Source organism: Sphingobacterium phlebotomi (assembly GCF_008180195.1).
In the GTDB taxonomy this organism is placed as follows: Bacteria; Bacteroidota; Bacteroidia; order Sphingobacteriales; family Sphingobacteriaceae; genus Sphingobacterium; species Sphingobacterium phlebotomi.
This window is the reverse complement of sequence record NZ_VTAV01000004.1, coordinates 302,173-316,114: the sequence shown is the minus strand read 5'-3', so window position 1 is coordinate 316,114 and position 13,942 is coordinate 302,173. Positions and strand designations below refer to the sequence as shown.

Here is a 13,942-nt window from a genome sequence, read left to right as displayed (position 1 = left end):
GATTAACTACTGGTAACTAAGTGAAATTTTGTAATCTTATAAATAATGAAGGTTAAATCAAGAAGAAATGTGTCTGCTGAACAATGTAATGAAGCCATGTTGGCTTTAAGAGATAGCATTGAAATTTGGGGCGGAAAGTGGAAACTGATGATTTTGCTTTACCTGACCATAAAAGTGAAAGAAAAAAATTTCTTTATGGAGATTGTCAGAGGAATTCCCGGCATTTCGGGTAAAATGCTATCCAAAGAATTGAAGGATTTGGAAATGAATAAACTTGTCGAACGTATTGTACATACTACTGCACCTATAACGGTAGAATATGCTATTACGGAATACGGTAAGTCTTTTGTTCCTGTTGCTGAAAAATTATTGCAGTGGGGAATGTCTCACCGAGAACTCATCAAGGCAAAATAAGTTTCGTCTCGCCAATGCTATCGCTATGTTTTATACAACAGGGTGTCTTTTAGTTGGAAAAACCAAAAAATATTTCAAGAAAAGTCATGAATTTGAAATCTGACGGCTCGGGAAAAGCGCATATCCCGCTCTGGACACGGATTTCCGCCTTTGCGGAAAACACGAGGTGATTTAAGAAAAATGCATGAACTAAGTTCATGCGGAACGAACTAAGTTCATGCAAAATGAATTTAATTCGTGCAAAATTAACTTTTAAATATCAGAAAATGAGATAGATAGTTAGTAAAATAAGCCGCGCGGTACAAATGGTACTGCTGGCACCCATAAAATTGCGGACAAAGGCATTGAATGTACTGAGATACATTGCGGTAGGGTTAGGTGTTATCGAACAGGCGATACAGGAGGATACCGACAAACCAAAAATGGAAGGAAAGGAGGGAAGCGATGAGACCATTGAGTAATGTATACAGCAAACACAGGTATATGCAAAAATCGTAAGTGAAGAGTTCGGTAATGCTGTAGATGAGCATGTGAATTAATTATTAAAACTTACGCTCTCTGCGAGTTTTAATAACTCTTAAATTCTAGTGGATGTATGGCTCATGATTATCAAAAAAGTCTTAGAATCATTAAAACTTGTAAACAATGAAAGTTTTAATGATTTATTAAATATCTGTCAAACCTTGATGGAAATGGGGATTCCTGCAAGTCAAATTGTATTTCTAAACTTTGAAAATTTTGAACTGCGTAAATTTCTCAACGATTTAGATGGTTTGTATGAGCACATTATCGGAATTTTAGATTTGTCGTTTTGATTTGAAAGGAAAGAAGCAATTAGCTACTCAGGAAAAATACTATTTAGTCGATGTAGGTTTACTGAATGTCTTAACTGGTAAGGAACGCACCACCGACAGAGGACACATTTTAGAAAATATTGTTTATCTTGAATTATTACGTAGAGGCAATAAAATCTGGACAGGTACAGCCCGAAATGCAGAAGTAGACTTTGTATGCAAAACACCCACAGGCGATATTGAATATTATCAAGTAGCTTGGGAAATGTCTAATGAAAAGACTGTAGAACGTGAGTTTGGCTCATTGGAGAAAATTAATGATAACTACCCGAAATATTTACTAACTACAGACTCATTTACACAAGACCGGAATGGAGTTAAAAATCTGAATGTGTTTAATTGGTTGCTTGAATTGTAAAGATAAAATATGGACGATAAAGAATTAAAGCGAATTTCAAGGCTTACTGCAATATAGGTAGAGAAAGCAGGAGAGGGGTAAAATATAAATCTAAGAAACTATTTTTTACTATTAAAAACATGTCCATTTCGGTAATTCTGGGACTTTTTTTTCGTTGGTCATTGGGCCATTTTCCGAAGGCCTTAATTCTATCTCCAAATTTAATATGTAATTGTTGCATTGTCAAACCCCAATTCCTTCGCTCGATTTGAAATCGATCAGTAATGATGGGCATTTCTATGTGCGATATTTAAAGACTAACGATACTGATTTCCTTACTGGCACCACAATTTTTAACCGAAACGACTAACAACCGGAGTGCTTTTATGTCATCCACACGTAACAATCTTGTAAATAATATTTAATTAAATTATTTGTCGTACATTTATATACGTTAATGTAATGTTTTGGATATTTAATTAATTTGCAAATTCAAACACCATTTCCGAAAGATGGTGGTCTCCATAAAAGTTGAGCGTTTCCGATCGTTACGGTACGTGCTCCACGATCACTCTCCGTTCAATGCAGTGCAAGGGAACCGCACTTACTATCCGTACTTAATGTTCTTTGCCTACTTATTTATGCAACGTCCTAACTGCCAGTTCTTTGCGGGATAAAGACGTCGGTGCGCGAAGATTTCACATCTATTCAAAAACATATATGACACCAAGAACAAAACGGGAAATAGTATTCCTGTCCACTTTTCCGCCACGTGCCTGTGGCATAGCAACATATACTACAGATCTGATGACGGCAATTTCTGATCAGTTTCTACATGCCTATTCCCAGGTGTCTATACCAATAGAAAATGACGATGAAAGGCTTTCATATGATTTCATGAGTGATCACGTGCTCAATATATCCGATGACGACTCTTTCGGGATCTTGCTGGCCTATCTTAACCGGTCCGATAAAATTGACCTTGTCTTCATTCAGCATGAATTCGGACTCTTCCGAGGCCAAAGCGAGAGATTTCAGGAATGGCTCTCCCAGATAGAAAAGCATGTTATTGTAACCTTCCATACTGTATTGCCGTGTCCTGATAAAAAACTCTTTAAGGAGGTAAACGCTATAGCGGAGGCGTGTGCTAAGCTCGTCGTAATGACCTACCATTCCGCGGATATTCTTACTAGCGACTATCAGATCAATCCCGATAAGGTCATTGTCATCCAGCACGGTACGCACCTGACGCCGGCGACGGACAAGCATGAGATACGCGAGCGATTTGACCTTAAAGGAAGAAAGGTCCTCAGCACCTTCGGTCTGCTAGGTCCCGGCAAAAGCATTGAAACAACCCTGGAAGCGTTGCCCAAAATTATAGAAAAGGCGCCAGAGGTCATTTTTCTTATTTTAGGGGTGACACATCCAACCTTATTTCAGTCCGAAGGCGAACGGTATCGTCTCGTACTCGAAGAGTTGGTCGATACCTACGGGATTGCAGAGAATGTACGGTTCGTCAATCATTTTCTATCAACGGAGGATCTACTTTCGTACCTTTTGGTGACTGATGTCTATCTTTTTACATCCAAAGATCCATTACAAGCCGTAAGCGGTACATTTGCCTATGCATTGAGCTCTGGATGCCCGATCGTGTCGACACCGATACCACATGTATGTGAAGTGTTAAAGGAAGATATGGGGATTATAATAGATTTTAACGCACCCCTGCAACTGGCCAGCGCAGTCAATCAGATACTGGACGACACAGTACGCTTGGACAGGATCCGGCATATCAATATACAAAAAACCGTGGCCACCTCGTGGCCTAATGTTGCCATAGCGCATATGGAACTATTTGAAGATCTTATCGGAGGGGGGAGGAAGGTTATTTATTCCCTGCCACCGGTTAACCTTGACCATGTTCTCCGCATGACGACAGACATCGGGATGGTACAGTTTGCTGATATAAGTTCGCCAGACCTGGAAAGCGGTTACGCACTCGATGACAACGCGCGAGCACTAATAGCGATACTGCACCATTATAAATCCTATCAGGCAGATGAAGACCTTGCCTTGATCCAAACATATCTGTATTTCATTGCCCGATGCCTGCAGGAAGATGGCACCTTTCTAAACTATGTGGATAAGCAGGGGCGTTTTACCGAACAGAACGAACAGGAAAATCTGGAAGATGCAAATGGTCGCGCCATTTGGGCGTTGGGTGAGCTGTTGGGGATGGCGCAGCTACTGCCGGAAGCGTTCACCAAGGTTGCCGGCGATCTGATGGAACGTGCCTCGGTGAATTTTTTACGCTACTACTCAACAAGATCCATGGCTTTTATAATGAAAGGGTTGAGCTGTGTAGCGGATCGGAGCTATCATGCCCAACTGGATATACTGGCCGTTCGACTGGCTGCGATGTTCGGACACGAAAGCAGGGACGGGTGGCATTGGTATGAGCCTTACCTAACCTATGGCAACAGCTGCATTCCCGAGGCGATGCTCTGTGCCTATGAAGTTACAGGAAAGCCGGAATATAAGGTCATTGCCTATAAGTCGTTCGAGTTTCTGTTAGGCCAGGTGATGGCAGATGACGAAATACATGTTGTTACAAACAAGGGGTGGGCACATCGAGGAAAACCCCGAAATGATTGCAGAGGAGGGGAGCAGCCCATAGATGTCGCATACACCATTATAGCGCTTGATCGTTTTTACCGGATAGACCACGATAACCGATATCGGGAAATGCTGGTCACATCATTCGAGTGGTTCCTTGGTAGGAACCATATCAGGCAGCACGTCTACAATCTGGTTACAGGTGGGTGCTTCGACGGTCTGGAAGAAAAGGTTGTCAATATCAATCAGGGGGCGGAATCGACACTTAGTTACTTAATGGCCAGATTAATTATGGACGGATACATTCAAAAGAAAAAGACTTCCGAAACTTTCTAGCTTTAATCCTTTGAATATCAACTATTATTCGTATCTTTAAAAATAAAGATTCGCATTAATTTAAATCCCTTTCGCGAGTCCGATATGAAAATAAAACATACTGTTTTATCCTGAAAATTTTGCTGGTTTACCGATAAGCAGCCTTCTCTTTAAAGCACGTAATATCTCTAGATTAAATAAACAGGCAACATGGCGCCGATTGGATGCCTTCATGTCTATCGTCGAGCAAGCACGCCGGGCGAGTTAACATAATAACGTTCTAAACTAAAAAATATACATCATGAGCAAAGATCAAAAAAAGACTAAAAGCACAAAAGAGAAGACACAGTCTTCCTACCAACAAGAAAAAGACAGCCCGTCCAAGGACACCGTTGTTAATGTCTTCAGTAAAAAAAAGAAATAACAGGTTGACGGCATAGCCGTCAACCGTTTTTTAATAACATTACAGCATATGAAAACAACAACAAAATTTAACAATGTAAATACACTATTTTCAAAATCGCTTAAAATGCGGATCAACACGTATTTCGGCGCGCAGGGGAAGCTACGGACGGGGGATTGGAGGATCATACTGAAGGCTGTTATTCTCTTGGTTTCATTGTCGATAATATATACGTTATTGGTGGGCGTGCAACCACACTGGGCTGTCGGCACGCTCTTGTGTGTAATCCTGGGAATAAATTTGGCAGCAATTGGATTTAACATTATGCACGATGCCGGACATAACTCGTTCTCCCGCAGCAAGAAAGTGAATACCCTTCTTTCATATACCTTGAACCTGGTAGGAGGCAATATTTATTTCTGGAAACTGAAACACAATATCGCACACCATACCTACACCAATATCGACGGGGAGGACCACGATATCGAGATCAAATTCATGCGTATCCACCATGATCAGCAGCTACGTAAACATCATAAATATCAGCAATTCTATTTTATTATGCTGTATGGCCTGTCCTATCTGGCCTGGATTTTCTTTCAGGATTATGAAAAGTATTTCCGCCAGAGACTCGGTAGGGATTCCGATAAATTCCCTTTTCCGCTAAGGGAAAAATTTATTTTTTGGGTAAGTAAGGCCTTTCATTTAGTAATATTCGTTGTCGTGCCTGTGATGGTGATAGGGTGGTTACCGACATTGGTAGGTCTGCTGGTTGCCGGAATGGTGTGCGGCGTTTGTTTAGCGACCGTTTTTCAGCTAGCACATGTTGTTTCAGAAACGGAATTTAAAACCATTGAAGCCGATAAGGTAGAAGAAGAATGGATGATCCATCAACTCCAATCGACGGCAAATTTTGCCACGAAAAACAGGATACTTACTTGGCTGCTGGGTGGGTTGAATTTTCAGGTCGAGCATCACCTTTTTCCAAAGATAAGCCATGTTCATTATCCAGCTATCAATAAGATTGTGCAACAAACCTGCGACGAATTCCAGGTGAAATATCTCGAATTTCAATCTTTCAGGCAGGCATTTAAATCACACGTGCTCGTGCTGAAGCAAATGTCCGGGCCGGTTAGCTAGGCGTCCGAAGGTTACTTATGAGCTTGCCTGTGCTGAAGAGCTCTGAAACTTGCTTGTAACCTTCTGCGATAGATCCATAAGCTCTGACAAACTGTTTTCCAGATTTTTTTTGGTGGGTATACGAACGCCGTGTAGGATATCGTTACGTAGTTTTCTCGACCGTTCGAGTGCGGCCATTTCTCCCCTGGTTAAACGGCCCTGGTGTTGTATTACTTTAAGAACATCGAACGCCCTCTTCTTACGTTCTGTTTCTTCAGGGAAATATAGTCCCGCTACATTGTTCTCCAGCTTTACCCAGCACAAAATATATGCTTCGCAACTGGATATTTTACTGTCGGCAATGCCAAGGTTTTTAAAGTAACTCCTAAGACCCACCCGGTAATGAAACAATAGCATATTCAATAACTGGTCGGTCGCCGAATCTTTAGAACTGACATCGATATCATTGATGAACTCAATGAATTGATCAGTGTCTAGCTTTTTTATGGTACTCAAATAATTGTTCAGCAGCGAGGTGTCGCCGATTTTGATTTTATTTTTATGCTCTTTGTCAAATGCACTGACCAGGAAATTGGTTAACTCGTACTTGTTGGTAATGTCACTCTTCCGTTTCGTACGTTCCGCCATGGCAGACTGCAACCTTTCCAAGGCAATTTCCCCGCTCAATACCATACCATTTATCTCATCCAATATAGATAACTCTTCCTTTGATAGATTGCCAGAATAGGGTTTATAGACCAGATCGTGTTCAACTTCTGCCCACGCATGCATTAAAACCGAAGCAACTTGGATTTCTGCGATGATGTCCCTGTTTTGTTCTTCCCTGTTTTCCCCAGAAAACCTGATCCTATAGTGGGTCGCCCAATAACCTGAAAATCGCTTCGCGTGTTTGGGGGTATGCGCTTCCGTTGGAAATATTTTTTTCTTTTCAACGTTGAATATATCGGTGATTATTTCGTCGATGATGTTCCGTTCCGAAGGAAAATACAAGGACACACGTACACCCGCCAAGTCAACGACATCTTCTAGGATATCCCCCTTAGAGTAATAATGTCTATCAGCGTTTCGCTTGATCAGTTTATCTCTTAGCCTGTCTTTTTTTTTTGCCCTAAAGGTAACGATTGCTTTGATTCCCCTCCTAAAAAGTTGATCTTCAATTTGCTCGGCGATAGCTTGCGATTGCCGTTGGTAATAGTCAGGGTCGTAATATCTTATAAAATCATCGATCAGTTTCATAGTGGGCGCATCATGGGTCGTGACCTATACAAGGACGCAGCAAACATAAGCGGCGCCTGCCAATAACGGCAAAGCTTAATTTTAAGCCTTTTGCTTAAAGGAACAAGTACAGCGAAGAATAGTTTTAGAGGGCATAAAAGTGAGCTACATTTTCTATGAAGATCTTTTTTTGCGTTACTATCAGCGTTTTACCCCATGATTCGACTTCCGCATGATCGTTGTATAAACTTCGTCCATAAATAACAAAGTCTGAAGGTTCTTGTTGTATTTCCTTTCTTCGAACAAAAGGCTGTAAAGCCCATCGGTTTTTATGGAAGTAAAAATAAATTTTGAAAGTTGCAACCACGAGGGCTTGGGTGGTTCACATTTAACTTGACACTTGATAATGTAGCAATCATGTAGTTCTTCCTCGCTATAGTTGACCGTTAGTTTCTTTGCTTGTGCATTGGGAAACTGTAAAATGATGTGTTTATCCAAAGTTGAAATAGAGATAATGAAAAAGTAGAGGCTGTTGATGCCCGAAATAACGATCAAATAGACATATGCCCTGATAGTAGACAAATTACAAATTATAATCGATAAAACCTAAGGAATAATGTGCATGTATCTCAGACTGAGGGCTATTGCATCTTTTATTCAGTTTTTTTCAACTAATTATCGTTGTCGTCATAGCGCCCATTTGTGCCCAAATGTGCCCATCTGTCGTCATTTTCCGTTAAAATCTTGCTACTCAGACCACTTTTGCCATAACGAGCGAATAGGCCCTGCTGCTAAAACAATATGTGATGAACATAAAACAACAAGCATTGGGTAGTTTCACCAAGGACGGCGGGGGTATTTTAGTTGGAAAAACAAAGAAATATTTCAAGAAAAGTCATGAATTTGAAATCTGACGGCTCGGAAAAAGCGCATATTCCGCTCTGGACACGGCTTTCAGCCTTTGCGAAAAACACGAGGTGATTTAAAAAAAATGCATGAACTTAGTTCATGATCCGTGAACTTAGTTCATGATCCGTGAACTCACTTCATGCAGAACGAACTTTAATCGAAAATCTGATCAATGAACATTATGTCTTTCAAGAAAATAAAATACGAATTGTATCAGGATTCCAGCAGAACGTAAAAAGTGGCAAATATGATGCAATAACGAATCCCGATAGTCTCGCGGGGATACTTTCACACGATTTGAGATCGATCAGTAATGATGGACATTTATATGTACGCTATTTAAGTAATAACGATCCGGCTAATAAGGATGTAAAAGATTGGGAGAAACAGGAACTGGAGCGGGAAATCCGTTCGAATTATGGTTTTCGGGAAGTGCAGATATTAGAAAACAATACAGGTTATATAAAAATCACGGAGTTTATGCATCCGCAGCGTGCCATGCAAACGGCTGTAGCTGCAATGAAACTCGTAGAAAATACGGATGCACTTATTATCGACTTGCGGGGAAATGGCGGTGGTTATCCTGGCATTATGGAATACATCCTGAATCACTATTTCGATGGGCCGCCCACATTGTTGTCAACAACTTTTTTCGGTGATAGTACGTTGCACCCCGCTCCGAAGTACACCTCCGACCTCGTATACGGGAAGCTCAGATTAGGAACGCCGTTATACATTCTTATTGATAAAAAGACAGCTTCTGCAGCCGAATATTTTGCATATACATTGCAAGCGCATAAAAAGGCAGTTGTAGTAGGAGAGACATCAGCAGGAGCTGCCAATATGAATTCGTTCTTTCCACTGCCTCATAATCTTCGTATTTCGATCTCTACTGCATCTCCTGTCAATGAAATTACAAAGACCAACTGGGAGCAAAGAGGCGTTCAACCTGATTATCCAGTGAATGCGGAAGATGCTAAAGATAAAAGTATGGAAATAATCCAATCTAATTTATACAAGAGAGATTAAAGTTGGTCTATGCAGATTATAAATTGATATGCCGCCGTAAACAGTCGGCTGTAACGGAATTCGGATCTTTCAATAAATCTGAAACATTCCCAGAAAACACAACCTCACCACCATATTTGCCTGCTCCAGGCCCGATATCTATTATCCAATCTGCTTGAGCGATTATATCAAGATTATGCTCAATAACGATGAGCGTATTATTGTTGTGAACGATACTATTCATAAAGTTCAATAACTTTTTGGCATCGCTTGGGTGTAAGCCTGTGCTTGGCTCATCAAGAACGATTATTTTATTGGAGTTCTTCAGTTCTTTGGTTAATTTCAATCGTTGCCTTTCGCCACCGGAAAAACTACTCAGCCTTTGCCCTAATGTAAGATACCCTAAACCTAACTGGAGCAACGTATCGAAAGATTTTTGATATCGATCATCGCGGAAAAAATCAACGGCTTCTTCCACCGTCATATCCATTATTTCGACGATATTTTTGTTGTTGTATTGATAGGTTAAGACCTGCGGTTTGAAGCCAGAGCCTATGCACACTTCGCAGGGCTGCTCCACATCATCCATAAATGCCAGATCAATTTTTACCACTCCAATTCCTTTACAATTTTCGCAGGCTCCTTCGCTATTTCTACTAAAAAGCCTGTCTGATACATGGTTTGTCGTTGAAAACAGTTTTCTTATATCATCGGACAACCCCAGATAGGTAAGTAGATTTGAGCGTATGCTGGCAGCAAATAACGATTGGTCGATTATCGTGGTTTCTGGATAAAATTTAGGCAGTACCTTGCCGATCAGTGTACTTTTGCCTGAACCTGCAACTCCTGTAACGACCGTTATGACATTTTTGGGAATCTCAATCTGGATATTTTTAAGATTATACAGATTAGCGTTTCGGATTTGTAAATATTCATTCGAAATTCTGGGTTTGTCCTTAATTTTTGGGATTTTTGCAAAGTACAGACCAGTTTTCCCTCTTGAATTTTTCAGGTTTTCGAATGTCCCTTCGTAGATAACTTCTCCGCCTTTTCTTCCTGATTTAGGACCCATGTCAACAACCCAATCAGCGATTTTGATTAAATCTGGATCGTGCTCAACGATTAATACCGTATTGCCTTTATCCCGTATTTGTTTAATAATGGAAGAGATATTTTGCAAATCCTTAGGATGGAGTCCAATACTGGGTTCGTCAAAAATATAGAGTAAATCGGTAAGGCTGTTTCCAAGGTTCCTCACCATTTTTATGCGTTGACTTTCTCCACCCGACAAGGTGTCTGTCCTTCTATCCAATGTCAAATATTGTAAGCCTATCTGAACGATGTTTTGAAGTTTCTTTTTTAGTTCGTCGAGAATTATCGCAAAGGACGACGACTGCAAAGAACCAATAAATTCCAAGAGCTCATCTACCGAAAGAGTGGCACATTCGGCAATGTTTTTTCCATTTATTTTACAGGATGAAATTTTGTCATTCAACCTTTGTCCATTACATAGAGGACAAGTTTTGGTGATAACAATATTTTTTAAAACTTCTTTTCGACTAATATTTTCCTTTGACTGTTTCTTTAAAAATGCTTTTTCAATTCGGGGTATTATACCCTCATACTTGACCGTTTTTCCCCACTCTTTATTAGGGTTCTTCGGTTTGTGTTCGGTAGCGTTCAAAAGTATATTCCATTCCTCCTTCGTATAGTGTTCAAGTTTTTTGTCATTGTCAAAATAACCTGATAATGTATATCTCGTTAAACGCCACCCACCGGGTTGAAAAGTCGGAAACATGATCGCACCCTCGTTTAAAGACTTATGCTTGTCTATGAGGGTGTCTATACGGACGGTTTGTACAAAACCTAGCCCTTCACACTCTTTACACATTCCTAAAGGGTTATTAAATGAAAAGACATTTGAATAGCCTACGAATGGGCTTCCCATACGAGAAAAAAGTAACCTTAAAGACGCATACACATCGGTGGCTGTTCCGACGGTCGACCTCGCATTTCCTCCTAATCTCTTTTGGTTAATAATAATAGGAACATTTAAGTTGTCAATTTTATCCACGTCTGGGATGCCAATGTGCTGCAGGCGGTTTCGGATAAAGCTCCCCTGTGTTTCGTTGAATTGTCTTTGTGCTTCAGCGCCTATTGTCTCAAATACTAATGACGATTTACCCGAACCGGACACACCTGTAAATACGGTTATCTTATTTTTGGGTATCTGTAAAGAGATATTTTTCAGGTTATTTTGACGTGCATTTGTGACGCGAATGTGTTTCATATTTGTTGACTTTTGAAAATAGCTAACAATAAACGTTCCGTTATACGCTGGGCGGTACTATCAGCTCGATGTGGAGCAGCTTCAACTGGGCCAACCTCGCACATACGGTGTTGCTAGCTATGGTCGGTGCTGCGGTGAGTTACTTAACCAGCCGTCTGCTGCTATTTTTCTGTCGCTATAAACCTTGAATTATTCATTTATTTTCTTATTTAGTCAAAAAAAGTAAAAATAAACCATTTGAAACATGTCTATTTGTTTGTTTTTTGGCTATATAGATGTTTTTTGAAAAATTATAGAGTCTATTTATACAAGCATTAGGCGGTTTCACCAAGGACAGCGGGGTGTATTTTAGTTGAAAAAATAAATCTCTAATATGTGGGCAGCAGCTCGGCTTATCAATGGAAATTAGCGTACGTTAGCGTCTGTTTTACCCGTAGCCTGATAGCGGTGATCAACTGGAATGCTAGGTTGATCGGTATAAAAGGAGCGAGGCCCGGAGCGTGCGCTACGGGTGGTAAGTTTATTGTTTTATATTATAACATGGAATTTAGCGCAAATAATCCAGTGGTTAAGCTCTGTATACAGGGCATGCATCTGGAGGAGACAGGTAATTATGAAGATGCACTTGCCCTTTTTCTGCAAGCTTGGGAGGAAGCAACGGACGATGCTGAAAAATTTACGTCAGCGCACCATTTTGCTCGTCGGCAAAACAAGCCGGAGGACAAATTAAAATAGCTCAACAGGGGATTGCAGCTCGCACAGAAAATAAATGACAACATCGTTAGACCTACACTATCGCTAATATACGCCCAGTTGGCACAATGTTACAAGGAACAGGGCGAGACGGATAACGCCGAAAAATATGCTAAGTTAGCAAAACAGCTACTTGATGCACCATCGAAGAAGGTGCTAAAGATAAAAGTATGGAAATAATCCAATCCAATCTACAAGTAGATTAAAATTGATCTACAGCATTTGGTCTATTTTGCTTATTCTGGCAAGCAATTTTTAACATTATTGTTTGCTGTGATAAGCATTTTATCCCTATGCCAAGCAGGGAAATCTGCAAGACAAAAAGATGAAATATCGTCAATCTCACAACTGGAGGAATTCAATGAGCTCCTTGGCTGCTGCGCGTCCGGCACGGTTCGCACCGATCGTAGACGCGGAGGGGCCGTAACCCGTTAAATGAATGCGCGGATCACGGGCGACCTGCGTCGCTAATTTTCCCGACATCACGATACCGTTTTTATCGTTCATGAGTTGTAGCGGTGCGAGATGGTCCAAGGAATGACGAAAACCTGTATTCCAAAAAATAACATCGGCGTCCTGTGTGGTCCCGTCGGCCCAGCGGACCCCTGTCTCGGTAATCTCCGTAAACATAGGCTTATAGTCCAAGGTGCCGCTGGTCAACATCTCTTTGATCGCTGGGGTAATGGGTAAGCCCGTCACCGATACCACGGAGGTTGGAGGTAAACCCTCCCGTACCCTTTTGTCGACTATGGCAACTGCCTCCCGTCCTAAATCGGCCATAAATTCCTCATCTCTAAAATCGGGTGGGCGACGGGTTACCCAGGTCGTTTCTGTAACCTTCGATATTTCGCCCAATAGCTGTATAGCGGAAATTCCGCCGCCGACGATAATGACGTGTTTCCCAACGAAGGCTTTGGCATGGCTATATTCGCCGGTATGTAGTTGCTGGCCTTGAAACTTTTCCCAACCGGGGTATTTTGGACAATGTGGGGTTTTCCAAGTGCCGGTCGCATTAATGAGCCCGCGGGCGCTGAATTGTACGCCATTGGTTCGAACGATGAATCTTCCGTTTTGCTCCCTCACCTCGTTGACCCGGATCGGTCGTATGACGGGTAGGTCAAACGTTTTTTCGTACTGTTCGTAGTATTTTGGAACGGCTATATTGGCTTGCAAGGCGATCTCCTCCGTGTTGACGGCTTCTGTAAAACCCATTCCGGGCAGATCGCTTATCCCATTTACCGTGCTCAAGGTTAAGGAGTCCCACCGATGCTGCCAGGCGCCACCTGCTCCAAACTCGTCGTCTAAAACGACAAAACCTGTTCCGGGCGCGATGCCCAGCTTTCTTAGATGGTAGGCAGCCGAGAGCCCCGCCTGCCCGGCGCCGATGATCACGATATCCACTTTGTAAAAAATACCGGGACGAACATTGTCTGTCGCCAAATAACGATCAGGAGAAGGGTCTTTCTTCGGTTTCATTGTGCTGTTTTATTTGCGTTGCAGGGCACTACCGTTCTGCAGCCTTGGCCCATGAGTTTACAAGTTACAAAACTTCCGGAGAACATGTGTTGCCGGGAATAATCTTTTTAAGATGTAGATAATATGTAGCGCGTAGTATTTTCCGTCTAAAAATTTATCGAAACGACTGCCACGACTTTTGAGTGTACGCTGGAACGCGGCAAGTGCTCGTG

11 protein-coding genes are annotated in these 13,942 nt (G+C 41.5%); 8 read left to right on the top strand and 3 right to left on the bottom strand.

The genetic code is table 11. From position 1 onward, the window contains the following. Positions 1 to 45 precede the first annotated feature (45 nt). From FXV77_RS09320 to FXV77_RS09305, 6 genes are all read left to right on the top strand, one after another. A complete protein-coding gene (locus FXV77_RS09320; RefSeq protein ID WP_148918941.1) occupies positions 46 to 414 on the top strand; it encodes a winged helix-turn-helix transcriptional regulator in 369 nt (122 codons plus the stop codon). Positions 415 to 719: 305 nt separating this feature from the next. Continuing rightward, a complete protein-coding gene (locus tag FXV77_RS22085; RefSeq protein ID WP_187444078.1) occupies positions 720 to 875 on the top strand; it encodes a hypothetical protein in 156 nt (51 codons plus the stop codon). Between the two features lie 355 nt (positions 876 to 1,230). Continuing rightward, entirely contained in the window at positions 1,231 to 1,626 is a 396-nt protein-coding gene (locus FXV77_RS09315; protein ID WP_187444077.1) for a DUF4143 domain-containing protein, read from the top strand. A 699-nt stretch (positions 1,627 to 2,325) separates the two neighbouring features. Next, positions 2,326 to 4,557 (top strand): glycosyltransferase, encoded by a 2,232-nt coding sequence (locus tag FXV77_RS09310; RefSeq protein WP_148918939.1) that lies wholly within the window; start codon positions 2,326 to 2,328, stop codon positions 4,555 to 4,557. A gap of 280 nt (positions 4,558 to 4,837) precedes the next feature. After that, positions 4,838 to 4,960 (top strand): hypothetical protein, encoded by a 123-nt coding sequence (locus tag FXV77_RS22510; protein WP_262713620.1) that lies wholly within the window; start codon positions 4,838 to 4,840, stop codon positions 4,958 to 4,960. Positions 4,961 to 5,008: 48 nt separating this feature from the next. Next, positions 5,009 to 6,079 carry a fatty acid desaturase family protein gene (locus tag FXV77_RS09305; protein WP_148918938.1) on the top strand — a complete coding sequence of 357 codons (1,071 nt, stop codon included), beginning with the start codon at positions 5,009 to 5,011 and terminating at the stop codon, positions 6,077 to 6,079. A gap of 15 nt (positions 6,080 to 6,094) precedes the next feature. On the opposite strand, the gene FXV77_RS09300 is transcribed toward FXV77_RS09305, so the two are convergent. Then, positions 6,095 to 7,315, bottom strand: a complete 1,221-nt coding sequence (locus tag FXV77_RS09300; protein WP_148918937.1) for a GTP pyrophosphokinase — start codon at positions 7,313 to 7,315, stop codon at positions 6,095 to 6,097. A gap of 1,014 nt (positions 7,316 to 8,329) precedes the next feature. Here FXV77_RS09300 and FXV77_RS09295 point away from each other — a divergent pair. Beyond that, on the top strand, positions 8,330 to 9,232 hold the full coding sequence (locus FXV77_RS09295) for a S41 family peptidase (RefSeq protein ID WP_148918936.1): 903 nt from the start codon (positions 8,330 to 8,332) through the stop codon (positions 9,230 to 9,232). Between the two features lie 16 nt (positions 9,233 to 9,248). Here the strand turns inward: FXV77_RS09295 and FXV77_RS09290 are convergent, their stop codons facing one another. Continuing rightward, positions 9,249 to 11,501, bottom strand: a complete 2,253-nt coding sequence (locus FXV77_RS09290) for an ATP-binding cassette domain-containing protein (protein ID WP_148918935.1) — start codon at positions 11,499 to 11,501, stop codon at positions 9,249 to 9,251. Between the two features lie 375 nt (positions 11,502 to 11,876). Between FXV77_RS09290 and FXV77_RS09285 the strand changes: the two genes are divergently transcribed. Beyond that, positions 11,877 to 12,236 carry a hypothetical protein gene (locus FXV77_RS09285; RefSeq protein ID WP_148918934.1) on the top strand — a complete coding sequence of 120 codons (360 nt, stop codon included), beginning with the start codon at positions 11,877 to 11,879 and terminating at the stop codon, positions 12,234 to 12,236. Positions 12,237 to 12,596: 360 nt separating this feature from the next. On the opposite strand, the gene FXV77_RS09280 is transcribed toward FXV77_RS09285, so the two are convergent. Then, positions 12,597 to 13,730 (bottom strand): NAD(P)-binding domain-containing protein, encoded by a 1,134-nt coding sequence (locus FXV77_RS09280; protein WP_148918933.1) that lies wholly within the window; start codon positions 13,728 to 13,730, stop codon positions 12,597 to 12,599. Positions 13,731 to 13,942: the final 212 nt, after the last annotated feature.